Origin of the sequence: Rothia sp. HSID18069, from assembly GCF_003989155.1 — a bacterium.
GTDB classification, from domain to species: domain Bacteria; phylum Actinomycetota; class Actinomycetes; order Actinomycetales; family Micrococcaceae; genus Rothia; species Rothia aeria.
Genome location: NZ_RBMG01000003.1, coordinates 225582 through 250276, shown reverse-complemented (window position 1 = coordinate 250276; position 24695 = coordinate 225582). Strand labels below are relative to the sequence as shown.

Below are 24695 nucleotides of genomic sequence, written 5' to 3'. Positions count from 1 at the left end.
GCGATGCGTATCCCATATTTTTTGCCGGTGCGTGCGCCGCGCAGAGGCAGAATATTGCGCTGACCTGGGGCGATACCGCACCAGGCAGGCAGGACGCCAACACCGCAACGGGAGTGATTACCCAGGGGATTGTGCGGCTCGACAGAGCGGGTACGCCGGGGAAGAAAACCGCCGTCTTAATTGTGAGCCAATACACTCAATTTCAACTTGCAGTGTGTGAAGGAATCCCGTAGAGTATTACCTGTTGCCGCGACGGATTGAAAAAATTCAAACCACGGAACATGCGCCTGTAGCTCAACGGATAGAGCATCTGACTACGGATCAGAAGGTTGGGGGTTCGAATCCCTCCAGGCGCACACTGTGAAAGCTCTTCCTCTTCATCAGGAAGGGCTTTTTTGATGCCCACCCAACACACGACTGCACCTGCGGAACACCAGTAGCGCCACCGCATTCTGAGGCGCAAGACGGCGTGGCAAAAGGGTTCGGTGCTCCATCCGCATAAGTGCGACTGCTTCACGAGACGCCAGTTCGTGCAGTACTGGCTTTACTTCTTTAACCTCGTCAAAAGTTACGTTTCGATAACGAAAGGGTGTGAGTGCATCATCCCGCAAGAAACGTGAAGTGAGCAGCGGCAGCGGTACAGCCCAGGAAACCGCCCCCCCTCCCCTGCTGTTGCGGCGGAAAATCTGAGCACACGGAAGAAGATGCACCGGAAAAAGCTCAACCTGCAACAGTTACACAGGAAAAAATTGGTGGCGAATGCACAGTTTTGCCACCAAATCTGTAAAAAAGACCGTACTATGCACCTATCGGAAAAACCATTTTTTGGCTATGAGCCGATTTCATAGCCACAGAACCCCAAAAAAGTTACCCTGGAAAGTGTGTTTGGTATACCGCCCTCGCATCACGATAAGGCGCGAGGTGTATGGGACAGCACCACTTCCGGTGTCGTCCTGATATTGAGGTAAAACTCTAGGGCAGCGACGACAGTAGCACAACCCAAAGTTTATATCCACGCAAGAATACAACCAGTATGCCTACACGCCCTAGGAGGTAGCAGTGGCTACAACCACCCTGCTCATACCGCGAGTAATAGCTCGCCAGCTCACAGAAATCGCCCAACTGGGTAAGTTTAGTGTTTTTCCAGCCACCCCAAAATGCTCGCATTGGGCTGTATATGATTCCCATAAAACGGAGCTCGCCTGCCCGTGCGCACCGCTAGAGCCGGACGCAAAACTACTCATACGCACAATGGCGTCGATTCTTCAAGAAAATTTCCTGCCGCGTAGTGAGCCTTGTGAAACACCGTTTCCCCGAGCGGATACTACACAACAGATAAAAGATACAAAATCCCAAAAAACCGACGATCATACTTCAGCAGAAATACATCAACGTACCGAAGATACAAAACCTCAAAAACAGCAAACTTCACAACCCATCCCTACCCCGCCTCACCCCACACCCATCGCGCCAAGGCCTGCCGTCGCCGAAGCACAGCAGCGGAACCACCCAGATATTACGCGGCCAATACCGCAGCCGCCCAGCTCACCGCTGCCGAAGCTGGCGGAAGTATCCAAGGCTGAGCCGAAAACCCCTACTGGCCCCATCCCAAGCCCCACCGCTCTAGCGGGTAAGTTCAAACCGCTCACCTACAAGCCGCCAGCCATCGCCGAATACTACGCCACTAAGCCGTCCCGGGGCGCACGGCATGGGGAATCGGCAGGAGAAAGGGTGTGGCCACTCAAAGAGGTGGAAGCTATCGCACCTTACACAGTGAGCCAAGAGAAACACACCGATTTGCTCGATACCGAGCGGCTCAGCAAAACCCTCGGCGACCAGTATTACCTGCGCGACGCCAAGGGGGACTCGCTGCTGCACAGGCTGCATAAAACGCGGCACCGCCCGGAGGAACCCGGCTCGAATTACCCAGAGATCCGGCCCGAAATGCTCAAACACATTAAAGAGCTCAACCTCGACTACGAAGACATTAAACGGTTTATCGACTGCGGGGTACCCGAAAAAATCAACGGCTGGACCACCCACTACCGGTACGACGACTACCGGGTGGAGCTGAACACCAGCTCGAACACGGTGCTGAACGTTGAAGACGAACGTGACTTCTACGACGAGTTCCTAGACGACACCAGCGAAGAGGAACTGCCGTACACTTTCGCCCCCGCCGTAGAACACTACATGGTGATGCGCAGCATCCCGTATAACCGCGTTATCCGCATTATTGAAGAACCTAAGAGCGTGGACCCGGCCCCCTCGTGGCTGACCGTCTACAGCGACGACGAGTACCAAGTGTTCGTTGCCCCAGACGGCCGCACCATCCGCTCCATTAAACCCCTGAAGGAGGACTAGTCATGGCCGGCTACACACTCGACGTGCCCGAAGAACTTTACGAAGCGCTGCAGAAGATGGCCCCCTACGCCACCTACACCTACACTGACGATGACGGCGACTGGGACCTTCTCTCCCCCGCCGGGCGCAGCGCCCTCACCGAAGACCGTGTTTTGGATGCCGACCTGCTCAACCTGTATTTTGAGGTGCTCCCGCAGATCGCCACGCTCTTCGCCAAGCAGCACCCGCGAGCACTCAATACGTTCTCGGCGGTGCCCACGCCCTCCGCCATTAAAATGCCTAAGGCTCAGCTGACCCCCCTCATCCAGGTGGAAAAAGAACGCGCCGAAGAGGAAGCCCACTGGGCGTCCCTTGAAGAGGAATTCTATGCGGGCGTGCCCGAGGAAGACCGCAACTACGGGGTGACCCCCGGGCTAAAACACTATATGATGCGGGAAAACCTGGGGTATGCGCTGCTGTTAGACATTATCAACGACCCCGACGCCGAATACAGCACCAGCCATAACAACGGGTACGAGGTGCCCGTGTACACCAGCAAAAAACTGGGGTACCGGGTGGTGCTCACCCACAATAGCTCAGCCGTTATGTCGCTACGGAAAATTGACGATGGGATGGTCGGCAAATACTCGCTGGCCGAGGCAGCTGAGCAGCATATGAAGGATTTGGGGCTGCGCGAAGAAGAGCTGATTCTGGTGCTGGAGAGTATCGACTCTGAGGTGTCAGCGGTCCCTGGGCACAGCGCCCGCACCGGGTACTGGCTCAACGGGTACGAGGTGATCGTCGATTCGGCGCGTAAAACCATCCTGAGTGTGGCGGAGGCCTCTGCCTCACCGGGTACTCGGCCCACTCCGCACAACCAGCCCCGGCTCAGCGGGCAGAAGGCCCAGCGCGGCGTTAAAATCCCGAACGATATGCCCAGCTACATTAAACTGCTTGAGACCCACGGGTTCACGGTTGAGCACGGCAAGACCCACTACAAAGTCACTCATGATGCGTTCCCCGGCAAGAGCGTGAGCATGCCGGTGACCCCCTCCGATAGTCAGCGCTGGTACAAGAACTCGGTCAGCGATATGCGCCGCGAGTTCGGGGTTAACCTTAAACGGGACCGGCCCGAGTACACGCGCCGCGGTGAACCCACCCCCAGGCACGAAAGGCTCTGACCCTCCAATACAGTTACAGCCTTCGTAAAGGCTCTGCTGTAGGTGCGGGGTGTGGCGGGCCGGTGCGTCTTTGAATCTTTTGCCCGCATATTGCAAATATGGCCCGTGTATTGCCTCACGTTATACCGCCGCTGGCGCCCCTCATCAGAAGGGGCGCCAGCGGCGGTTTTATGGGGTGCCCCACAGCCCATACGCCTCACCCGGCGGGCACCCCTGGGGTCTTTGTGCCTGTCACGGGCTTTTTGGAAAACGCTCCCGCACGCCAGCCCACCCACCGCTTGGACAGCACCGGGGCAGGCGGGCTTTGTCTGCGACCTTGGTGCACGCCGAATGTGTGGCTCACACGGTGCGCACAATGGGGATATACTGTGAAATGTTCCGTGGAGGACGCCTAACAATAACCACTGATTTGGGGTAGGCTAAGCCTAGTGTTAGTAAGGCAATAGCAACTTTATAGAGGCTATAATGTCCGCCACTGCACCCCCATAATTCGCCTCTCGAAGGCGATTAATACCCCTCCTGACGCATAGAATGGATATGCATCTACACAAACGCACAGGAGGAACGCATGGGCGTCATGATTAAGGTAACCGATGAGACCGGCGATAGTCGTGAGGTCGAGTGGGAAGAACACCACACCCTACTCGAATCGCTTCTTTCCCACGGTTTCCCGGTGTTGGCAACCTGCGGAGGGAACGCATCCTGCGCGACCTGCCACGCCTTTATTGACCCCGAACATATTGCAGCATCCGGCGAGCGTACAGACGCAGAAGCTGACCTACTCGATATGGTTGACGATGTAGCCAACGAATACTCCCGCCTATGCTGCCAGGTAGAATACACCCCAGATATGGACGGCGCGTCCATCACCTTACAGGCGGCAATGTAATGAAACTTTCGGCACGGACTCTCATCTGTTCCACGGCGCTACTGTGCGCGTTTACGTTGAGCGGATGCGGCTCCAGCGACACCAACCAGACGCAGAACGCACCGGCTCAGAACGAGGCCAGTGCGAGTGTCTCCCCCGGCACCATCACCATCGCCTCCCCCAATGCCTCAGCTAACCCCTCAGGCTCGGTCGCGCCCGGCGACATTAACGTGGTCAACGGCGGAAACAATAACGACAAGAAAAAAGAAGACGAGAAAGAGCACCAGAACTCTGAAGAGTCGCCCGGCTCATCCGATGAGCACTCCGACAAAGGCGGCACCAACGGGGAGAAAAAAGACGGCGGTAAACGCACCGAAAAAGGTGGTTCTTCCTCCTCTTCATCCAGCTCTTCCGGCACCAAGAAACAGCAAGGAAGCGGCTCACAAGGCAGTTCGGGGCGCATTTCAGGCAGCTCCAGCTCCTCAGGCGGCAGCGGCGGCTCAAGCGGCTCCAGCACTCAGCAAGAGCCCGCCGCCCAGCCCGCAGGAGGCGGAAGCGGTGGGGCCTCCAGCGAGGAATCCAGCGGCGGCACACTTGTGAGCCGTGCGCAGGCATGCACCGAGAACCAGGTCTCGGTATCGCTCACCCCCGGCCCTTCAACCGCCGGGTCGCAGCAGTACACCCTGTCGTTCACCAATGTCTCTGCCGGACCCTGCCGCCTGAAAGGCAACCCGGATGTGGCGCACACCAACACGGACGGCAGCAGCATTATGGGCATATCTTCCCAACTCGATGGTAACCTTATGAACCCCTCCGGGGTGGTGCTCCAGTCGGGTGAGACCACCACAGCCGCCATGCGGCGCGTGAGCGCATCATCGCACGGCGATAACTGTGTGGTGCAGAACTCCCCTAAGCTCACCGTGTGGCTGCCCGGGTCGGGTAAAGGGTACGCTTTCGACTTCGACCAGGACACGTGCACTAACGTGCCGCAGCTCTTCGTGGGCCAATTCGGCGCCTAGCCACGCAGCGGCACGGCGTACCTGCGGTGCCGGGTGGGGCGCAGATTCTGCGCTCTATGCACCAAATACGCCCTAACTATAAGGCGGCTCCCCCGAGAAACCGGGAGAGCCGCTTTTAAGCATCTACACAATACTTTATTTATACACTAGTTGAGCCTTAGCTTACCAGTTGGACACGCTTACTGGGCGAGAATATTCCCCACCCTGTGGGCCTAGACAGTGCGGGTGGTCTGCTCAAAACTGAACCGCACCCCACGCTCCCGGAAAGGCCCCAGCCCGTAACCAATATTCACCACCAGAAACGGCTGCTGATCCTGCCCACCCAGCAGCACCGCATCCGCTGCGATCGCCTCAAAATCCGCGCCGGTGATAGGGCCAGCATCCAAGCCAAGAGCACGCACAGCGGTAATGAAATACCCCGCCTGAACCTGCGCGCACAGCCGCCCCAGCGGGATACGCTCGCCCTCATCCTCAAAGAACTTCTGCGCGGCCACAGCGTGCGGGGCGAACTCGGTGAAACGTTTCTGCCAGTTCCGCTCAAACGCAAGAATCGCATTCACCGGGGCCTGGGAAGCAGATGCGCGGTTCCCCTCATGCAGGTGAGTCAATAGGCGTTCTTTCGCGTGCGGGGAACGTACCCAGGTGATGCGCAGCGGCTGATTATTGTAGGCGGTGGGTCCCATGACAGTCAGCTGGTGAATCTCACGCAGCTGCTCCTCAGTGACGGGATCCTCGCTAAACCGGTAGCAGGTGCGCGGCTGAAGGTAGAGGGCGGCACGCTGCTCTTCCTCCAGACGGGGCCGGTGGGTGGGGTTCGCCAGGTTAATGGTGTCGTGGTAGTGAGGGGGCATTGCATTTTCCTCTCTGCGGGGCCTGCCAGGTGGGGTTATTCCCATTGTGTACCCCGCACCCCATCAAACGCCGGTTTTACCGTCCCAGTGTCAAAAATCTTAACGAAAAGACGGCTACCGTCATCATTCAGATGCGGCAGCCGCCGGTGAATCAGAGATATTCGTGGGCCTCTCCGTTCGCCGCGTACCGGGTCTCTGCGGTAATCTCGCCGGGTGCCATAAATGTTCCTCGGCGGCTCAGCAAACGCAAAACACAGTGTTTAGAGGCTGCGGGTCACCTCGTCGAATCCGAACCGAGTATCGCGCGGGTGCTGGGTAGGAACACCGTACCCTAGATTCACCACAAGGATGGGATGCTCGTCGGTCCCCGCAAAAAATTCTTCATACAGCCCCTCAAAATCGGCCCATAAGGGACCGGCATCTAGACCAAGGGCGCGCGCGGCGGTCATAAAGTAACCGGCCTGCAGGTTGGCGCTCTGCTGAGCGGCGAAGGTAACAATTTCCTCGGTCGTGCAGTAGCTCCTAATAGTCTCTGCCGCGCGGGGATTAAACACATCTGCACGGTCTATCCACGCCTTATCGTATGAGAGTATGGCGTTAACGGGTGCCTGACGAGCCTTTTCTTGATTAGCTTCGATCAGGTGTTTCACTAGGCGCTCCCGGGCCTCAGGACTCTTAATCCAGGTGATGCGCAAAGGCTGGCTATTGAAGGCCGTGGGCCCCAGATAGGTAAGTTCCTGAATCTCCCGAAGCTGATCATCAGTGACGGGCCGATCGGTAAATTTACGCATAGTTCGGGGCTCACGGAAAAGAGCAGTGATCTGGTCCTCAGACAAACGGGTCATCTCTCATATCCTTTCCTATGACGTCGGGTTCTTTTGGCACAGTGAATCTATATGCCCCACGAAAGGCTACCGCGCCGTTCTTCCCATCATGCACCGGCCCGTGCCATAAAGCTACCCCAAAATTCGCACTGCAACAGTTCCCCCGTTCCCTCAGGGTTTAACAAAAACCGGTGGCTGCCGCATCATCAGATACGGCAGCCACCGGCAAAAATCAGGCGCTCACAGGTCCCCGGACACATGTACATCACTACCGGAGTTCTGCGGCTTACTCTCGCTGGTCTCGCTCAATGCCGAATATGCGGCGGCTCAGCGAGCGCGAAACACAGCTTTTAGATGCTGCGGGTTACGTCATCAAACTCAAAACGGGTACCGCGCGGATACTCGGGAGCCACACCATAACCCAGGTTTACGACGAGGAAGGGCTGCTGGTCGGTGCCCTCGAAGAATTCAGCGGCGATACCGTCGAAATCCGCGCCGGTCATGGGGCCAGCATCCAAACCGAGAGCACGCACGGCGGTAATGAAGTAGCCAGCCTGAAGTGCAGAGCTCAGCGCGCCTGCGGGAATACGCGCCTCTTCAGCCTCGTAGTAGGACTCAAAGGCAGCGGCCTGGGGCGCGAATTCCCCAAAACGCTTCTGCCAGTTCTTATCGAAAGCCAGCACAGCGGTCACGGGGGCGTTGAGGGTCTTCTCCTTATTCCCGTCCATCATGTGCTTGACCAGGCGCTCGCGAGCCTCAGGGGTCTTTACCCAGGTGATGCGCAGCGGCTGGCTGTTAAAAGCAGTGGGGCCCATAGCGGCCAGCTCATAGATTTTCTGCAGCTGCTCGTCGGTGACGGGCTGCTCGGTGAATGCGTTCACGGTGCGGGGTTCGTTGAAAAGGGCGTTGAGCTGTTCGTCGTTCAGGCGAGTCATGATGAGGCTCCTCTAATTGTTACCTTTAGAAACTTTACAGATAAAACATTACCCTGCTATCGGGGGCCGGTCAAACATCACCGTAAACATCCTCTCCCTCACTGTGCGTGATCCTTAGCCCTGTATTTACCAGGGATATACCAAGCGCAGACGTACCACTTGGAAGGCTTCAGTGCACCGCGCAACGCCTCACCGTTGTTTAACCGACAGAAAATGTAGCGCGAAACATACAGGAATAGTCCACACTATGAACACCCCGGCGGTACTGGCAAAGCCCCAGGTGGCGCCCCATATTCACCATCACAGGGGTCTTCTCGCCAAGCCGCCGTAGTCGCGACAGCCCACCATGACCTAAACCCCGCTGCGCGCCGCATATTTTCGGGATAATGGAACCATGCCCGACGCTCTAGCACCTTTCTCACCCGCCACTCAGCAATGGTTCCGCAACGCTTTTGGCACCCCGACCGCCGCGCAGGAAGGCGCTTGGGAGAGTATCAGCAAGGGCGAAAACGCGCTTATTATCGCCCCCACGGGCTCCGGCAAAACCCTTGCCGCTTTCCTGTGGGCACTCGATGCGCTCTACCGCGACAAAAGCGCAGAACCGGGTCAGCGCGAGCTCACGACATCGACTCAGGCACGGAAAAACGGGGACGCTCGGGAAACACAAAAGACCAAGAAACAGCGTGCGGGCGGTACGCGCATCCTGTATGTTTCGCCCCTGAAAGCTCTCGGGGCGGATGTGGAGCGCAACCTGCGCGCGCCGCTTGCGGGGATTGCGCATACGGCGAAGGAATCCGGGCGAACCCCACCCGATATTACCGTGGGTATTCGGAGTGGTGACACCCCGGCGCGTGAGAGGCGGCAGCTGATCAGCAACCCGCCCGATATTCTGCTGACCACCCCCGAATCGCTCTACCTTATGCTAACCTCTGCGGCACGTTCGACACTCACCGGCATGACAACTGTAATTGTGGACGAGGTGCACGCCCTGGCGGGAACCAAGCGCGGGGCGCATCTGGCGGTGTCCCTAGAGAGGCTCGATCAGCTGGTGGAGCGGCCGGTGCAGCGCATCGGGCTGTCGGCAACCGTGAACCCGCCCGAAGCCGTCGCCACATTTTTAGGCGGGGTGCACCCGGTGACAATCGTGGCGCGGCAGGTGCCCAAACGTTGGGACCTGCGGCTCTCGGTACCCGTGCCGGATATGGCGGCACTCGGCGGGGCAAACGATTACGGACAGGGCAGCTATGCACCCGGGGAGCAGCGGGCACCGCGCGGGCAGGATTCGCCCGGTTCAGCCCCGAACGCCCCGGATTTGCAGGTTCAGGCAGCTGATGATGCGCCATCCTATACTCTTGCGGATGCTATCGGCATCTTCCCCGGTGAAGAAGGATTATCTCTTGAGCAGCCGAACAACTCCGCCAAACAAGACGGTACTGCGAGCGCGGCAGCAAGTGCAGGGGCACGGAAGCCAGCCGGTGAGGGCGAGCGCGCATCCGGGTATCGTGCCTCGATTTGGCCTTATGTTCAGGAACGCGTCGTGGACGATATCGAGAATAATCGTTCTACGATCGTGTTCGTGAACTCGCGTGGGCTTGCCGAAAAACTTACCGCGGCTCTCAACGATATTCATGTGCGCCGTGAGCTCTCACGGCGCGAGCTTGCGGGTGAGCCCCTGCCTGACATTGGTGAGGAGCCAGATATTGCGCCGTTGGCGCGGGCGCATCACGGTTCGGTGGCGAAGGATCAGCGCACGCTCATCGAAGAGTCCCTCAAGAATGGTTCGCTGCGGTGCGTGGTCGCCACAAGTTCCCTGGAGCTCGGCATCGATATGGGGCATGTGGATGCGGTTATTCAGGTGGCGTCTCCGCCGTCGGTGGCTTCCGGTCTGCAGCGGGTAGGCCGTGCCGGGCACCAAGTGGGCGAGGTTTCGCGCGGGCTTTTTTATCCGAAGCATCGCGGGGATTTGTTGGGCTCTGCCGTGGCTCTCTCTGGTATGCTCGCCGGGTCTTTAGAACCGCTTACCGTTCCCGCGAACCCGCTGGATGTGCTTGCCCAGCAGACCGTTGCCGCCTGCGCTCTGGGGCCTATCGGGGTGGATGCCTGGTACGAGGCGCTGCGCCGCACCGCCCCTTTCGCGAACCTTTCGCGCGCGCTCTTTGACAGTACTTTAGAGATGCTGGCGGGCAGGTACCCTTCCGATGAGTTTGCGGAGCTTCGCCCGCGCATTATTTGGGATCGCACCGCCACCGCTGATGCGCCAAGCGGCACGATTGAGGGGCGGCCCGGTGCGCAGCGGCTTGCAGTAACTTCGGGCGGGACGATTCCCGATCGTGGGCTTTTTCCTGTCTACCTGGCCGGTTCTGAGGATTCCAAGGCGCCTAAACGGGTGGGAGAGCTGGACGAGGAGATGGTCTACGAATCGCGGGCGGGCGATGTTATCGCCTTGGGTGCGAGCAGTTGGCGCATCGAGGACATTTCGCACGATGCGGTGCGCGTGAGCCCCGCGCCCGGCGAGCCTTCACGTCTGCCGTTTTGGCATGGTGAGCGGGTGGGCCGCCCGGTGGCGTTGGGCCGTCGTCTGGGGCAGTTTACCCGCGAGTTAGCGAAGTCTGCGGGTGCTGACTCCGGAAGCGAAGACGCCTCAGCGACGGTTGCGATACGCGCCGAGCTGACCCGGTTAGGGCTGGATTCTTGGGCGAGCGATAATTTGCTTGCCTATATTCGGGAGCAGCGCGAGGCTACCGGCGTGGTCCCCACCGATACGCGGTTTGTGGTGGAGCGTTGCCGCGATGAACTGGGAGATTGGCGCGTTATTTTGCATTCGCCGTACGGGTATCCGGTGCATGCACCTTGGGCTGTGGCGGTGGGCGCCCGCGTGCAGGAACGGTACGGTATTGATGCCAGCGCGCTTGCGGCAGATGATGGTATTGTGCTGCGTATTCCCGCGGTGGAAGATACCCCGCCGGGTGCTGAGCTTTTTCTCTTCGAGCCCGATGAGCTAGAGGAGATCGTCAAGGAGCGTGTGGGCGAATCGGCGCTTTTCGCGTCTCGTTTTCGAGAGAGCGCCGCCCGTGCCCTGCTTCTGCCGCGCCGTGATCCGGGCAGGCGCACTCCCCTATGGCAGCAGCGCCAGCGTTCGGCGCAGCTGCTGGATGTTGCACGCAAATACCCCGAGTTCCCAATTCTGCTGGAAACCGCCCGCGAATGCTTGCAGGATGTATATGATGTTCCTGCGCTTCTTCAGCTGCATCGGGATATTGCCGCGCGGCGCATCAGCCTGTCGCAGGTGCAGACCGAGGGGCCTTCGCCTTTTGCCCGCACCATGCTTTTCGAGTACGTGGCGGAGCATATTTACGATACGGATGCGCCCGCCGCCGAACGCCGCGCTGCCGCCTTGGCGCTGGATCCGGCGCTTTTGGCGGAGCTGCTGGGTACCGCTCAGCTGCGCGATCTGCTGGATCCGCAGGTGATTCTTGAGGTTCAGGAGCGTCTTCAGCGCACCGGGGCGAAGTATCGGGCACGCGGGGTTGAGGGCGTGGCGGATCTTCTGCGCCAGCTCGGCCCGCTCACGGCGAGGGAGCTGGCACTACGGCTGCGCGGGGATGAGGGGTCCTGGGTTGAGTCCGCGCCCGAGATCTCTCAGAGCACCCCAACAGGCAGCAAAAGTCAATCTAATAAGGTTGATGTTTCACATGAAACAGTGCATTCAGCCAAAAATACCGACGGGGGTCTGCCGGAAGAAGACCTTGAAACTACCCCGCACGCCACCGCCGAAAAGGCACGCGAGCTGGCGGAAGAGCTGGTCGCATCCCGCAGGGCATTCGTTATTAATCCGCGCTCAAATACGGCGGGCAGCACGGAACCGATCTATGCCGCTGTGGAAGACGCCGCGCGGCTGCGCGACGGGTTAGGGCTGCCACTTCCAGTCGGGCTTGCCGAAGCGTACCTCACGCCGGTCGCCGCGCCGCTCGAAGACCTAATCTCGCGGTATGCGCGCACGCACATCCCCTTTACCGCAGCCGAGGCGAGCGCCCATTTCAGCCGCATCACGCCGACGGGTTCGGGTGCTATTCTGCCGGTTTTACGCGCTTTAGAGACGCAGAATCGACTGTTCTCGGGCGAGTACCTGCCCAAGGAACTGCGTGTATCTCGCGCGGAGGCAGCCGATACGATACCGCTCTCCCCCGTGCCCACGGCAAGCCTGGAATGGGTGGATGCCGAGGTGCTTCGCCTGCTTCGTGCCCGGTCTTTGGCGGCGCTGCGCCGCGAGATTGAGCCGGTACCGCAGCGCGCCTATGGCGCGTTCCTGCCCGCCTGGCAGGGAGTGCGCACGCAGACGGTCAAGGTTTCGCGCAGGCTCGCAGAAACCACCGAATACGGTGCCTATTACGAACCCGAACGCACGGTTCAGGTTCTCGTCGAAAACAAAGGTTCATCCGCTGATACTCTGGAAGGCCGCGAGGGCCTGCTGACGGTCATCGATCAGCTGGCCGGGGTGCGTATGCCCGCCTCCGCTTTGGAGACCCTCGTCTTGCCAGCACGGGTGCGTGATTATTCGCCGCAGCTCTTAGATAGTCTGTTGGCCAGCGGAGAGGTGCTTTGGCGCGGTGAGGGCGAAATCTCCGGCAATGACGGCTGGGTGAGCCTGCATCTTACCGAATCCGCCGAGCTGACCCTGCCCGATTCTTCCCGTACGCAGGCCTTGGATGAGCTGGGTCCGGTGGAGCACGCCGTCTTTGAGGCGCTTTCCGGCGGAGGGCTGTTCTTTATGCCGCTTCGTGAGCGCGTGCACGAGATCTTGGCCTCTCGCGCCGCCTCGGGCGAGGTTGTGCATTTTCCGGAGGCTTCGGAGGTGTCTGCCGCACTGTGGCGCCTGGTGTGGGCGGGGTTGGTCACGAACGATACTTTCGCCCCGGTACGTGCCATGCTGGCGGGTGGGTCGAGTGCGCATCCGGTGCGGCCCGCTGCTCCCCTGGCGCGCCCGGTGCGCAGGCGCGGTGCCGCACGGCTGTCGGCGGCGCGTACTTCTGCGGGTGCATACCCACGCAGGTACAGCGGCTTGAGCGGCACTCGTGCCAGCTCTTCTGATCCGCAGGTTTCGGCCCGGGATTCCGGGCGTTTCAGTCATATTAGCCTTCCCCAGAACCGCCCTCATACGGGGGGCACCGAGTCTTCGCAGGAAGCGGATGCTACCGTTACCGCCTATGCGCGCGCGGAACTTCTCTTAGACAGGTACGGTGTGCTCACCCGCGGCGCGCTCGCCTCTGAGGATGTGCCCGGCGGCTTTGCGGCCCTGTACCGCGTCTATGCGGCTGCCGAGGAACGTGCCCTGGTGCGGCGTGGGTACTTTATCGAGGGGCTGGGTGCGGCTCAGTTCGCCTCCCCGGCAACGGTGGATGCGGTGCGCTCCTACACTAATATTGGCGCTGATAATCCGCAGAATACCGGGGCAAAACGAACAAAAAACGAGGAAGTATTCGGTGTATTTGAGGGTGTTCTGCTGGCGGCTACAGACCCGGCGAATCCCTATGGCGCGGCAATCACATGGCCTTCCGTCCCCAGCTTGCTCCCGGCCTCTTCTGCACCCGGCGGTACGGAAGAGGCTGCGCACGAAGGCACAGAGACCGCCCAGTCCGTGCGGCATCGTCCGGGGCGTAAGGCGGGTGCCTGCCTCATCCTGCTCGATGGTGAAGCGGTCCTCTATCTGGAACGCGGCGGCAAAACCCTGCTGTCTTTCACTGCCGACCCTCTCAAACTTGAGGCGGCGGCTCCGCTGCTGGCGCGCATCGTGCAGGCGGGTATTGCTGAGAAAATCGTGGTGGAAAAACTCAACGATTGTGATATTCTGGCGACCCCGGAACCACCGGCTCATCGGGGAGCGTCCAAGGCCGATTCCACCCGGCTGCCCGAGCATCCGGTGGTGGCGTTACGGCGCGCACTGCTTGCGCAGGGCTTTTACACGACCCCGCGCGGTCTGCGGATGCGCCGCTCCCTCTAAAATACTGGGGTACCTAAGCATCTGGGGTACCCAGATATGTGGGTGCTTTAAACGCAGAAACCCGCATCAAGGGAACCGAAATATTTTCGACAGCTCCCGATGTGGGGTCTCGTAGAGAGGCTCTAGTAGCCACCTCCGGTGAGGTTATCGGCGGCGCCCATACACAGTTCGATAGCCTCTTCGGTGCGCATTGCCCTCGCCCCCGCCGAGACACGCCCGCGTGCTTTCCCCTGCACCACGTGCCGGGCGAAGTAATCGACGAGGTACATCCATCCGCCAAGTATCATGCGGGTGCGGTCGTTCACGGGCATGCCGGTGCGGTGCAGCATCCATTTGAGGTACTCATCCGGGGTGTCGGGAACGTCGCTGGTGGCTTCGGTGCCGCGCCCGGCCACACGGTCAAAATAGGCGTGTAACGCTGTGTGCAGCGCCTCCTGCGGGTCTTCGTGATGCTCACTGAGGGTTTCCAGAACCGCCCGAGCTTCACGGCGAGTCACAGCAGCAGCCAGGGACTCCTTGCCGGGAAAGTAATGGTACAGCAGGGCACGGGTAATCCCGGCTTCCTTGGCGATGTCGAGCATGGAGGCACCTACCACCCCGCGCCGGGCAAAATGTGCGGCGGCAACATTAATAATCTGCTCTTCGCGGGCGGCGGGGGTCAGCCGCGTACGATGCGGCACAGGAAGCTTCCTTGTCTTATTTTTAGTGTGGTTGGGTGCGTCTTGACTCATTTCGGCTTCGTTGCGTATATAGTGTTCCATCATTGCCCCTTATATGTTCGATTGCTCGAACCCTCTTTTTTCAATCCTACCGCTTCACCCTGAACGGCTGTGGGTTTTCAGAAAATATGACGCCCAAACGGACAACGGGTAGCCATATTTAACGCCTCAAAAACTATTGAAAAAACCTTTTCTATATAAACTTCAGTTTTAATTAGACAGATAAAGTGGGTATTTCGGGGAAAATATTACGCCAACGGGGGCCGCCGGTAGAATCGGCGTATGCCCAGACGAGCCACACGAGACACTAAAACCCCGCCGCTGCCCCAGCGGGCGGGTATTGACCCGGTAGCGTTTACCCTCCCCAGTGACCCGGGGGCCGCGCTTGACATCGCAGGGTCAACGCACCCCCATCAGCCGGTGAGAACTGTCGCAGATTTTTTAGTGGCCCGGTTCTACCCACATAACCCGCGAGTTATTACGGACCGTCTTGAGCGCGGGGAGATCCGCACCGATAACGGACGTATCCTCACCGGCGATTCACCGTACGTTCCCGGGCTCACCATCTGGTACTACCGGGAACTGCCCGAGGAGCCCCAGCTCCCCGATGACCTGCCGGTACTCTACGAAGATGAACATGTGCTGGCAGTCGATAAACCGCATTTTCTGCCCACCACCCCGCGCGGGGCGTTCGTGGCCCAGACGGCCCTCACCAAGCTGCGGGTACGCGAGGGAAACCCGCTGCTGGTGCCGGTTCACCGGCTGGACCGGGCGACGGCGGGGGTGCTGCTCTTCGCCAAAACGGTTCCGGCGCGGGGATTATTTCAGACCATGTTTGCCCGCCGCGAGGTCTTCAAAGAATACCTGGCGGTGGCACGCCCCATACCCGACCCTCAGGTGCGCGCCGCAGCATTATCGGGTGAGCTGACGGTGCGCACCCGCATTGAGAAAATACGGGGTGAACTGCAGGTGCGGCAGTGGGATCAGCCATCGTGTGAGCGGGAACTATTGAACCCCAACGCCACCACCGGGGTGCGCATCCTCACAGTTTTCGATGCGCCCGGCCCGCACCATACAGCCGGCACCTCTCAGCACACCGGCACAATCGCGCCCCCAGCACCGGGCTACCCCGTCACCGGTGAGCGGCTGGCACTGTACCGGTTACGCCCGCACACCGGTAAAACCCACCAGCTGCGCGCCCACCTGCACCTGCTGGGGGCGCCCATTGCAGGGGATGTGCTCTACCCGAAGGTGCTGCCGCCAGCCAATGCCCCGGAGCTGCCGCTTCAGCTAGTGGCGCACCGACTGGAGTTTGAGCACCCCGTCACGGGCGAGCGGGTGCGGTTACGCAGTATGCGGAAGCTGGCTCTTCTACCGTCATAATCCACCATAAATTCAGCCCTGAGGCCATAAGCCTGCACGTGAAGGCGAACATTTCCCACAAGATGGGATAATGTCAAAGGTAAATAAGGGTAAAGTATAGATGAGTAAAACTGTCTCGGCCCCCGGGAAAGGCATTTATGGAATCCACTCACACATCGCAGGCGCCCACCCACACCGCAGCCGACTACGCCCAGCGTGCGGCTGATCGTGCCCGGTTAGCCGCGGATTCGGTGCTTCACCAATTTGCGCACCGTCCCTTGGGCGTGCCCGGAACGCTTCTTGGTTCCGTGCAGGTGCCCGAAACCCGGCCCCTCAGCAAACGGCTTAAAGACTGGCACTACTGGTGGCAGGCGCATTTTTTGGAGTGCGTGGTAGACGCCGGGGAACGCGAGCTGCACGCCGGTAACCGGCTGGGTGCCTCAGAATGGCTTTCGCGCGCCCGCGCGCTGGTGCGCGGCATTAACGCCCGAAACCTTGGCACGTTCGTGAACGGCTTCTACGATGATATGGCGTGGCTGGCGTTGGCCGCCGGTCGCATGAATGAGCTGTCCCGCGCCATGAACGGCGGCGAAGGTGATACCGGTGCGCAGGACGCCGGGAACGTTCTGTTCCCGCAGCTGCGTTCCGGCATGTCACCCTACGGTGGGGTGAGCTGGTCAAAGCAGAAACGGGATTTCATTAACACCCCGGCGACGGCCCCCACCGCCCTGGCGTTCGCCCGCGCCGGTGACGTTGCCGACGCCTCCGCCCTGGTGACCTGGCTCAATAACACCCTGTGGGATGCGGAGCGTTCGCTCTACATTGACGGGGTGAATGTGCGCACCGGCAAGGTCCGTGATGTGGTCGGTGCCCGCGACATCGATTTGGATTATGAGCAGAATATTTACACGTATAACCAGGGTACGGCTCTGGCCGCGCTGCTGGCGGTCGCAGAACGCAGCCCCGAGCAGGCACACTCCCTGGTGCGCCGTGCCGAGCAGCTGATTGTGGGTATTGTGACCCACCTGAGCGAGGAGTTCGTGTTCAGCGACGGCCATCGCGGGCGTGTGCTCGCATCCGGCGGTGACGGCGACGGCGCGTTGTTTACCGGCATCCTGGTGCGGTACTTGGCACAGGCGGCACAGTGCGAGCTGCTGAGCAAGGATGCACGCCTGCTGGCGGCCTCGCTGGTGCACGGCAGTGCCCGCGCAGTGTGGGAAGGGCGCCGCGAGTTCGACCCCGAGCTGCCGCTGAGCGAACCGGGTGTGAACACCAGCGAAATCCGCGGCGACGCGGTGGCGGTGTTCTCCCCCAAGTTCACGGAGCAGGCGCACACGGTACTGCCGGCGGGCACCCCCGTGGAGCTCTCCGGGCAGTTGCAGGCGTGGATGGTGCTAGAGGCATCAGCCCTGCTGACGCGCGTATCCTAGACGGTGCGCCCCCAGGGCGGGCGCGCTAACGTCACCAAAATTACCGTTTTTATTCTCTGTGCGGGTTCTTCGCGCGGTATTTCCGCGCGCCAGTGCCCGGCGGCGAGCACCCCTCCCACGGTGGAAAGGCACACATGAGCAGCAGCAATAGCGAGTTTCCCAACCCCGGTTTCGGGTTCACCGTCACCAGCCGCCTTGCCGAGACCGCATCCCCGTCTGCTAAGCGTGTGGAGGCTAATGGCGGGCAGTTTTTGGGGCGCACAGGTGTGATCCGCACCCCGCACGGCGATATTGAGACTCCCGCCTTTACGCCCGTGGGTACGAAGGCGACCGTCAAGGCGGTGCTTCCCGAAGCGATGAAGGAGCTCGGGGCGCAGGCGCTTTTGGCGAACGCCTACCACCTGTATCTGCAGCCCGGCCCCGAGATTCTGGATGCCGCCGGCGGTCTGGGGCGGTTTATGAACTGGGACGGGCCAACCTTCACGGACTCCGGCGGGTTCCAGGTGATGAGCCTGGGGTCGGGGTTCAAAAAGGTGATTGACATGGGAACCGTTGCCGATGCGAAGGGTGCCGACGGGCGCCCGATTGGTGACGACGATGTGGCTCACGGCAAAGAGCGCCTGGCGCATATTGATGATGACGGCGTGAACTTTAAGTCCCATATCAACGGGTCTATTCACCGTTTCACCCCCGAAGTTTCAATGCAGGTGCAGCATCAGATCGGGGCAGATATCATGTTTGCCTTCGATGAGCTGACTACTCTGTACAATTCCCGTGGGTACCAGGAAGAGGCGCTGGAACGTACCCGCCTGTGGGCGCTGCGCTGCATTGCAGAGCATGAACGGCTCACGGATGAGCGCACGGGCAAACCCTACCAAGCGCTTTTTGGGGTGATTCAGGGCGCGCAGTATGAGGATTTACGCCGCAAAGCCTGCCGCGATTTAGGTGCCATGCCGTTCGACGGGTTCGGTATCGGTGGCGCCCTCGAAAAGGAGAACCTGGACACCATTGTGCGCTGGTGCGCCGAAGAGCTCCCGGAGGCTAAGCCCCGCCACCTGCTGGGTATTTCGGAACCGGACGATATTTTTGTGGGGCTGGAAAATGGTGTGGACACCTTCGACTGTGTCTCACCCACCCGCGTGGCGCGTAACGCGGCGCTCTACTCCCCCACCGGGCGTTTTAACGTGACGAATGCCCGGTTCAAGGCAGATTTCTCGCCTATCTATGAGGGGTGTGACTGCTATACGTGTGCGCACTATACGCGTGCCTATCTGCGGCACCTGTTCAAGGCGGATGAGCGGCTGGCGGCAACCCTCGCCTCCATTCACAATGAGCGGTTTATCGTGCGCATGGTCGATGATGCGCGCGCCGCGATCGCCGACGGCACCTACTTCGAGTACCGTGACGAATTCCTCGGTAACTATTACTCTGGGAAGAAACCATAGCTACGAAAGGCCTACTGTGAGTGTTACGAAGGTACCTGATGAAGAGCTGCTCGTGTTTGACCACGAGATCGCGGCGGACCCCAAACGGGTGTTTACCGCCTACCTTGACCCCTCACAGCTACACCGCTGGTACGGTCCGGCGGGGTGGCAGGCACAGACGGATGGCCTTGTTGTGGAGTCCGTAGTGGGCGGTATTCAGCGGGTGCGGATGGTGAACGATTTCGACCCGGGGGCCACCTGCGTGCTGCAGAGCAGGTTCCTGGCTATTGAGCCGTATCACGAGCTGGAGTACGCCGAGCAGCTGCCAAACCACCTGGGTGAGCCCAGCGACATTCTGGTGTATTCCCGGTTCCGTTTTCACCCCGAGACGGTGATTACTCCCGAGGGCGTGGGTGAGGGCACGCGCATCACCGTGGAGATCGGCCCCATGCCCCCGAATGTTCACGAGGAGGTACGCACCAGTTGGCGTTCCACCTTCGCCCGGCTGGATGCGCTGCTCACCGAACACGACGACCCTGAACAAGAAGATGCCAGCCCCGAACAAACGGATGACGGCCCCGGCCAGGCACCGGACCCTCGCTAGGGGCACGCCGCGCATCGCCTCATTCTTGGCCCTATGTGGCGCGGGGTGCCGCACACCCCCTATACTACAAGTGACTCCAGTCACCCTAGAATTGGATGGGATCATGATTATTCAGCGCCGCTGCTACGAAAACGACCGCTAATACCCACGGCACACGCACACCCGCGAACACTGACGACGCGGGTTCTACACGTATGCCGTCAACACCCCACAGGTATAAGCACTCGACGTTTTCAAGGAACAAACGCATGACCCCCAATACCCCCACCAGCGCGCCCAAAAACCCGCTACGGGCCAACACAGCATTTCAGCGCACCGCAGCAGCCCTCGCCCTCAACCAGCTCTCAGACGCAATGTCTCTCATCACCATCACCTTCATGGTGATAGCGATGAACGGCTCCCCCGAGCTCGCCTCCCTGGTGCTTTTCTGCTGCAGCTTCACCGCAATCACCGCCGGTATTATTTCCGGCACCATCGTGGACCGCATGACCCCGCGGCGGGCACTCATCCTCTCATGCACCACCCAAACACTGGGCTGGGTGGGCGTGCTTGCCCTCAGCATGAGCGGGTCCCGCTCTATTGTGGCGCTAACACTTATTCTGGTGCTGCTGACCGCCGCATCCCAGCTGGATTACCCCAGCGAGCAGAAAATCATTGCCGCGACCGTTCCCGTCACGGATCTGGGGCGCGCCTCAGCCATAGGGCAAGCACGCGAATCAGCCGCCAACCTATTCGGGGCACCAATCGCAGGATTCATCGCGGGGATATCGCTTCACCTGCTGCTTGCGGCGCAGGGGCTGCTCAACCTGGTGGCCCTCGCCGTGGTTCCCAGCCGCAGAAGCATCGACCAGTACCGGAAGGCGAAAAACAACAGCGACGACCCCGCGCCCGGCGGCAGCACCGTATCGGCCACCGACAGCGCGGCACCTGAAACGACCTCCGGGATACTCGCGGACTTCAAAGACGGGTGGCGGCGAGTACTCGCCGACAAAACCCTACTGGCAATAGCCGCCGTGACCGGAATCGCAAATTTTGCGACCACTGGTATTCCGCTCACTCTCATCTACTACTACCAGTCGGCTGGCTTCTCAGCACTGTGGGTGGGGGTACTCATGGGCGCCTTCGGGGCGGGCGTACTCACCGGCTCCACCCTGGTAGGTTTTCTCACCGACCGGCTGGCGCTGAGCACCCTGGGGATATGCGCCGTGGGTACGATCGCGGCAGGGCAGCTCGCCGCAGTATTCATACACCCCACATTCTGGGCGACAGCCGTTGTGTTCGCGCTCGCCGGGGTGCCGCTACCGGCGTTTAACGCCAGCATTATGGCCTACGTGAACGCCACCACCGACGAGGCCGCAATAGGCAGGGTGCACTCGGCGCTGGGCGTGCCCGTCATGGCGCTAATGCCCGCAGCAACACTCGCCGCCGGGGTGCTTTTCGGTGCCTGGGGTGCTGGCACCACCCTACTGTTCTTCGCCGTATTCATGATGCTTTCGCTGGTGCTTATGCTCGTACAGCCGGGCCTGCGCACCCTTCCCAAGCTCTCCGAACTGGAAGACGTGAACTCATAGTCCGCGCCCCTCACCGGCAGAAAAAAGGGGGGGAACAAATCGCAGCCAGCACAAAGGCGCTTTAGCGGCAGATAACGGTTTCGGGCCGTTGCCTGCCGCTAAAGCGCCTTGAGAAGGAACCAGCAGTAAATAGCTGCGGCTACTGGGCTGCGGCACCAGCAGCCGACTCAGAAGCCGCCGCGGTGCTCGGGGATGCGCCAGGCTGCGCAGGGGCAGTACCGCCGCCCTGCTGCTGGGAGGCTGGGTTGCTCAGCTGTGCAGTAAACTTCACGCCCCCATTAGCCGCCGTGCATTCGGCAGAGCTGGACTGCTCATTCCACGAACACTGAGCATCCTGAATGGTCTGGCTGGCGCGCGACGACGCCGAGGTATTCACGTACTCCTGCATCACCGTCAGCGCACGGTCACACACTACCGCACCGTTCTGTACGGTAACGACCGCACTGCCATTCTGCGCCTGAATATTGCCGCAGCTCTCGCCTGCACGGGCTATTTTCTCGGCAGGAGCCTGGGGGTTCTTGGGGTTATTGTTGGCACCGCCCTGCCCGGAGCCTGTGGCGGCGCTGGCGCTTTCGCCAGCCGCTGCGGTTGTGGGTGCCCCTGCGGCAGCCGAGCTGGTGGTGATAGTGCCCCAGGTGGGTTCGTCAGATACCGTGGCGGGGGCGGTACCAACCGTGGGCTCCTGCGCGGCGGTACTTACCTGCGGGGATGCGCTCGCCACAGAAGCACTCGCAGAGGCGCTGGCGCTTGCACTGCTTGAGGCGGCTGATGAGCTGGGGCTTTCCTGCGCTTTCTGATCTCCTGACGAGCATGCTGTTAGCGCCAGAGCGAGCGCCGCACCAACGGCGAGAACCGGGTAAGCTTTCACGGGGTTTTCTCCTTGATTTATCGGGGTGTAATAAGCCGGGTTTAATTTTACCTCTCCCCGCCGGGGACTCTTACCCCGCACCGGCTGCGCACCAGTGCATACAGCAGCAGGTTCGCCACCGCCGCACCGGTTGCCGTCGCGCCGCCGATCATGACAATAGTGCGCGCATCCCCCAGTATTCCCGGCGTACCGAGTAGGTCACCCACAAGCACCATCGAGCTGAACAGCGAGCCGATAAGAGCCCAAGACTGCCCCTGACGGTGCTCGGGCACCCACGTATACACCATGTCACGAATACCCATGTTGTGGATCGAGTTGAAGAACCCGCCTACCAGGAACCCAGCTCCCACAATCCAAGGATTCGCCACCAGCCCTTCCAGCAGAATCGCGGCACCGATAAAAAATCCGCCCCACAGAATCGCGTTCACCAGCTGCGGCTTGTACCATCCACGCCCATAGAAAACGCTGGCGATGAGCGCGCCGACAGCCCACGATAGTGACCGGATGCGGCAAAAACGCGATGACCGCCACACAGAGAGCGGAGACGGCCAGGGAGCCAGACCAGCAGGTTCGCCCCGAAAAACGATCGGCAACCCAGCCCGTGAAAGGACCGAAGAGTATGCCGGTGAAGAACCCGCCGACGGCCATGACGGTGAGCCACCAGGGCTCGGCAATGCGCGAGATATAAACGATGAGGATCAGCCCGAAGGATGCGTCCTCGAATCCATCGATCAGGGTGATGAGAAGAAGGGGAGTTTTGACGTATTGAGCTAGTTTTTTCATGTTTTCGTTTCGGTTCAACACCAGGGGTGCAAGACATCTATAGACTGTGCCCTGCCGCCTGCGCTTATTACGCTAGTAGTTCTACGCAATACTAATCTCAAACCCTTCTAGGGTTAATGAATTCAAAGTTATATTTTTCTTGTGCGTGCAGATCGTCACCTCAATAAGATTACCCAGCGCGTCTCTTTGGCATTCCACACTGTGAATGACCCCTAAATCCTCATTGGTAATATGCATTAGCGTAAAAATATCGCCCTCTTCAATGTCGAAAAGACAAGTAATCTCATCGGCCAGTTCTACTTCTATATCTCCATCATTGGAGGAAAACACCGCGAAGCCGTCCTCCAGCTCGAAAAAGAGCCACCGGTACATGGGCTGATAAAACTGCTTTCCACCGGTGTTTTCCGTATACCCTGAGACAATAACTCCATGCACTGATTTTTGTAAAATATTTTTAAACATGGCTAGTGTAGAATCCTTTATTCATGAGTTATGTCTTCTCTATTTCGGGGCCACTATTAACTATTAATCCATTCCACCGCGTGCGCCAGTATTTCCTCTAGGTTATTGATGCCACCGTAAGCAACAAAGTTATCGTTACAGGATTTTACTGACATCCATCCTCAAGGAGCTGCCAGAGGGTGTATTTGGGAACGTCACATTTTTAGCCCGCCTTGACGACGGGAGCGCCGTTGAAATTCCTAAAGATCTGGGCCTCATCTTTTCTAGGTTGATCTCGTCCCTCAATGAAGGCCGTGGCGTCACAATTGCGTTTGCTGGGGAGGAGCTTACCAGTACCGTGGCGGCACAGATCCTTGGCGTCTCACGCCCCACGCTCATCAAATGGGCAAATGACGGTCTTCTCCCGTCACATAAAGTAGGAACGCATCATAAGTTTAACCGTGCAGATGTTTTTGCTTTTCGTGATGCACGTCGAGCCGAACAAAACCAGGCATTTAATGCGTTGCGCCAGTTCGACATTGAAAATCCAGAACTTACAAACGATTAAGCCCCCATGAGAGTACTAGTTGATGCCAATATCTTCTACAGCAAAACGCTCACTGATTGGCTGTTCTTTTTGAGACGGGAAAATCCGCAAACTCTCACGATTCTGTGCATAACTAATTACTCCTCTCCAAGAGGAGCCACGCTACTGCATGTAGAAGCCCGCCTGTGAGGCGTTTACTGGGTAATGGCTGTGGCCGACCCGTGACCGAGCATTTTGTGCCCCTCCAGCATGGCGCGCTGAGACGGGTTTAGCCGTGCCAGCTGCTCGGCGGTTGAGTCCCAGAATGCCAGCACCGTAAAAGCACGCACACAGTCGGTGCCGTTGACGGGGTTAAGGATCTTATACCCCACCCGCACCGAGGCGGCTGTAATCTTCTCAATGCGCACCCGCACCGGTATGTTCTCACCGGTATACGGCAGCGGTGCCACGTAGCGGATACCGTGCTCAGCGATGAGCGCCTGCACCCCGTCGGCCATGGTCTCAAACAGCGGGATAGGCGGGGCGGGCAGGTTTTTCGGTTTCTGCCCGGACGATGGTGGCGGGCCGAATAGGGCGATACGTGCCTCTTCCATAATGGACAGGATGGCCACGTTATTTACGTGGCCATAGGCGTCCATATCTCCCCAGCGTGGGGGCACGTATACGGTGATTTCACGGTCGGTGTGGCCTGTGGTTGTTTTGTTCGTGTTTTCTTCGCTCATAGTTCAACTGTACAGCGCGGGTGTGGGAAGCACTAAAGGCTCAGCGGCGCCTTAATCCCGCAGGCGGTGTACAGAAGAGGCACGCACGCTAATTGTGTTCTAACCATAATCATATACGGTGCAACTACACGGCATACCGCACATAAAATTGCTAAAGCTTATATTAAAGGTTTTATATTTACTAAAATACTGCTCCCCGAAGGCT

The 24695-nt window shown here is 59.6% G+C and carries 20 protein-coding genes and 1 tRNA gene; 13 read left to right on the top strand and 8 right to left on the bottom strand.

Annotation, left to right across the window (positions count from 1 at the left end):
- The first annotated feature begins 283 nt into the window (after positions 1-283).
- The 5 genes from D8M41_RS08925 (at position 284) to D8M41_RS08905 (ending at position 5411) form a co-directional block, all read left to right on the top strand.
- Positions 284-356, top strand: a tRNA-Arg gene (locus D8M41_RS08925).
- Between the two features lie 703 nt (positions 357-1059).
- Positions 1060-2364, top strand: coding sequence for a hypothetical protein (locus D8M41_RS08920; protein WP_126926833.1), 1305 nt, complete (start codon positions 1060-1062; stop codon positions 2362-2364).
- Between the two features lie 2 nt (positions 2365-2366).
- Positions 2367-3524 (top strand): hypothetical protein, encoded by a 1158-nt coding sequence (locus D8M41_RS08915; protein ID WP_126926832.1) that lies wholly within the window; start codon positions 2367-2369, stop codon positions 3522-3524.
- A gap of 568 nt (positions 3525-4092) precedes the next feature.
- Positions 4093-4413: a 2Fe-2S iron-sulfur cluster-binding protein gene (locus D8M41_RS08910; RefSeq protein ID WP_006887635.1), complete on the top strand. Its 321-nt coding sequence runs from the start codon at positions 4093-4095 to the stop codon at positions 4411-4413.
- Entirely contained in the window at positions 4413-5411 is a 999-nt protein-coding gene (locus D8M41_RS08905) for a DUF4232 domain-containing protein (protein WP_161970779.1), read from the top strand. Before D8M41_RS08910 ends, D8M41_RS08905 begins: the two co-directional genes overlap by 1 nt.
- 212 nt (positions 5412-5623) lie before the next feature.
- Here D8M41_RS08905 and D8M41_RS08900 read toward each other — a convergent pair whose 3' ends face one another.
- From D8M41_RS08900 to D8M41_RS08890, 3 genes are all read right to left on the bottom strand, one after another.
- Complete coding sequence (locus D8M41_RS08900; RefSeq protein ID WP_006887607.1) at positions 5624-6262, bottom strand: malonic semialdehyde reductase; 639 nt, start codon at positions 6260-6262, stop codon at positions 5624-5626.
- A 260-nt stretch (positions 6263-6522) separates the two neighbouring features.
- Positions 6523-7107: a malonic semialdehyde reductase gene (locus tag D8M41_RS08895; RefSeq protein ID WP_037236980.1), complete on the bottom strand. Its 585-nt coding sequence runs from the start codon at positions 7105-7107 to the stop codon at positions 6523-6525.
- Positions 7108-7436: 329 nt separating this feature from the next.
- Positions 7437-8021, bottom strand: coding sequence for a malonic semialdehyde reductase (locus D8M41_RS08890; RefSeq protein ID WP_037236979.1), 585 nt, complete (start codon positions 8019-8021; stop codon positions 7437-7439).
- 394 nt (positions 8022-8415) lie between these two features.
- Between D8M41_RS08890 and D8M41_RS08885 the strand changes: the two genes are divergently transcribed.
- Positions 8416-14019, top strand: a complete 5604-nt coding sequence (locus D8M41_RS08885) for an Lhr family helicase (RefSeq protein WP_126926830.1) — start codon at positions 8416-8418, stop codon at positions 14017-14019.
- 122 nt (positions 14020-14141) lie between these two features.
- On the opposite strand, the gene D8M41_RS08880 is transcribed toward D8M41_RS08885, so the two are convergent.
- Positions 14142-14783, bottom strand: a complete 642-nt coding sequence (locus D8M41_RS08880; protein ID WP_238693509.1) for a TetR/AcrR family transcriptional regulator — start codon at positions 14781-14783, stop codon at positions 14142-14144.
- 237 nt (positions 14784-15020) lie between these two features.
- Here D8M41_RS08880 and D8M41_RS08875 point away from each other — a divergent pair, with 237 nt between their 5' ends.
- The 5 genes from D8M41_RS08875 to D8M41_RS08855 all read left to right on the top strand — a co-directional run bounded on the left by D8M41_RS08875 (position 15021) and on the right by D8M41_RS08855 (position 21129).
- Positions 15021-16121, top strand: coding sequence for a pseudouridine synthase (locus tag D8M41_RS08875; RefSeq protein WP_126926829.1), 1101 nt, complete (start codon positions 15021-15023; stop codon positions 16119-16121).
- 137 nt (positions 16122-16258) lie between these two features.
- Positions 16259-17530 (top strand): glycoside hydrolase family 76 protein, encoded by a 1272-nt coding sequence (locus D8M41_RS08870; RefSeq protein WP_023134504.1) that lies wholly within the window; start codon positions 16259-16261, stop codon positions 17528-17530.
- Positions 17531-17664: 134 nt separating this feature from the next.
- A complete protein-coding gene (tgt, locus tag D8M41_RS08865) occupies positions 17665-18975 on the top strand; it encodes a tRNA guanosine(34) transglycosylase Tgt (RefSeq protein ID WP_126926828.1) in 1311 nt (436 codons plus the stop codon).
- A gap of 16 nt (positions 18976-18991) precedes the next feature.
- Entirely contained in the window at positions 18992-19558 is a 567-nt protein-coding gene (locus tag D8M41_RS08860; RefSeq protein ID WP_126926827.1) for an SRPBCC family protein, read from the top strand.
- Positions 19559-19806: 248 nt separating this feature from the next.
- Positions 19807-21129 carry an MFS transporter gene (locus D8M41_RS08855; protein WP_161970778.1) on the top strand — a complete coding sequence of 441 codons (1323 nt, stop codon included), beginning with the start codon at positions 19807-19809 and terminating at the stop codon, positions 21127-21129.
- Between the two features lie 139 nt (positions 21130-21268).
- On the opposite strand, the gene D8M41_RS08850 is transcribed toward D8M41_RS08855, so the two are convergent.
- Together D8M41_RS08850 and D8M41_RS12005 are read right to left on the bottom strand one after the other, a co-directional pair.
- Positions 21269-21997 (bottom strand): hypothetical protein, encoded by a 729-nt coding sequence (locus D8M41_RS08850; protein ID WP_126926825.1) that lies wholly within the window; start codon positions 21995-21997, stop codon positions 21269-21271.
- 47 nt (positions 21998-22044) lie between these two features.
- Complete coding sequence (locus D8M41_RS12005) at positions 22045-22425, bottom strand: hypothetical protein (RefSeq protein WP_238693508.1); 381 nt, start codon at positions 22423-22425, stop codon at positions 22045-22047.
- Between the two features lie 43 nt (positions 22426-22468).
- On the opposite strand from D8M41_RS12005, the gene D8M41_RS12000 reads away from it, so the two are divergent.
- Entirely contained in the window at positions 22469-22771 is a 303-nt protein-coding gene (locus tag D8M41_RS12000; RefSeq protein WP_238693507.1) for a hypothetical protein, read from the top strand.
- A 90-nt stretch (positions 22772-22861) separates the two neighbouring features.
- Here the strand turns inward: D8M41_RS12000 and D8M41_RS08840 are convergent, their stop codons facing one another.
- Positions 22862-23242 (bottom strand): hypothetical protein, encoded by a 381-nt coding sequence (locus tag D8M41_RS08840; RefSeq protein ID WP_006887642.1) that lies wholly within the window; start codon positions 23240-23242, stop codon positions 22862-22864.
- A gap of 337 nt (positions 23243-23579) precedes the next feature.
- On the opposite strand from D8M41_RS08840, the gene D8M41_RS11655 reads away from it, so the two are divergent.
- Positions 23580-23789, top strand: coding sequence for a helix-turn-helix domain-containing protein (locus D8M41_RS11655; protein ID WP_006887633.1), 210 nt, complete (start codon positions 23580-23582; stop codon positions 23787-23789).
- 173 nt (positions 23790-23962) lie between these two features.
- On the opposite strand, the gene D8M41_RS08830 is transcribed toward D8M41_RS11655, so the two are convergent.
- On the bottom strand, positions 23963-24490 hold the full coding sequence (locus D8M41_RS08830; RefSeq protein ID WP_006887670.1) for an acyl-CoA thioesterase: 528 nt from the start codon (positions 24488-24490) through the stop codon (positions 23963-23965).
- Positions 24491-24695: the final 205 nt, after the last annotated feature.

What these genes read in the sequence shown, in the direction of transcription:
- D8M41_RS08915 (WP_126926832.1), top strand. Translation starts at nt 2,367, where the DNA reads ATGGCCGGCTACACACTCGACGTGCCCGAAGAACTTTACGAAGCGCTG.
- D8M41_RS08910 (WP_006887635.1), top strand. Translation starts at nt 4,093, where the DNA reads ATGGGCGTCATGATTAAGGTAACCGATGAGACCGGCGATAGTCGTGAG.
- D8M41_RS08905 (WP_161970779.1), top strand. Translation starts at nt 4,413, where the DNA reads ATGAAACTTTCGGCACGGACTCTCATCTGTTCCACGGCGCTACTGTGC.
- D8M41_RS08900 (WP_006887607.1), bottom strand. Translation starts at nt 6,262, where the DNA reads ATGCCCCCTCACTACCACGACACCATTAACCTGGCGAACCCCACCCAC.
- D8M41_RS08895 (WP_037236980.1), bottom strand. Translation starts at nt 7,107, where the DNA reads ATGACCCGTTTGTCTGAGGACCAGATCACTGCTCTTTTCCGTGAGCCC.
- D8M41_RS08890 (WP_037236979.1), bottom strand. Translation starts at nt 8,021, where the DNA reads ATGACTCGCCTGAACGACGAACAGCTCAACGCCCTTTTCAACGAACCC.
- D8M41_RS08885 (WP_126926830.1), top strand. Translation starts at nt 8,416, where the DNA reads ATGCCCGACGCTCTAGCACCTTTCTCACCCGCCACTCAGCAATGGTTC.
- D8M41_RS08880 (WP_238693509.1), bottom strand. Translation starts at nt 14,783, where the DNA reads ATGATGGAACACTATATACGCAACGAAGCCGAAATGAGTCAAGACGCA.
- D8M41_RS08875 (WP_126926829.1), top strand. Translation starts at nt 15,021, where the DNA reads ATGCCCAGACGAGCCACACGAGACACTAAAACCCCGCCGCTGCCCCAG.
- D8M41_RS08870 (WP_023134504.1), top strand. Translation starts at nt 16,259, where the DNA reads ATGGAATCCACTCACACATCGCAGGCGCCCACCCACACCGCAGCCGAC.
- tgt (WP_126926828.1), top strand. Translation starts at nt 17,665, where the DNA reads ATGAGCAGCAGCAATAGCGAGTTTCCCAACCCCGGTTTCGGGTTCACC.
- D8M41_RS08855 (WP_161970778.1), top strand. Translation starts at nt 19,807, where the DNA reads ATGACCCCCAATACCCCCACCAGCGCGCCCAAAAACCCGCTACGGGCC.
- D8M41_RS12000 (WP_238693507.1), top strand. Translation starts at nt 22,469, where the DNA reads ATGAGCGCGCCGACAGCCCACGATAGTGACCGGATGCGGCAAAAACGC.
- D8M41_RS08840 (WP_006887642.1), bottom strand. Translation starts at nt 23,242, where the DNA reads ATGTTTAAAAATATTTTACAAAAATCAGTGCATGGAGTTATTGTCTCA.
- D8M41_RS08830 (WP_006887670.1), bottom strand. Translation starts at nt 24,490, where the DNA reads ATGAGCGAAGAAAACACGAACAAAACAACCACAGGCCACACCGACCGT.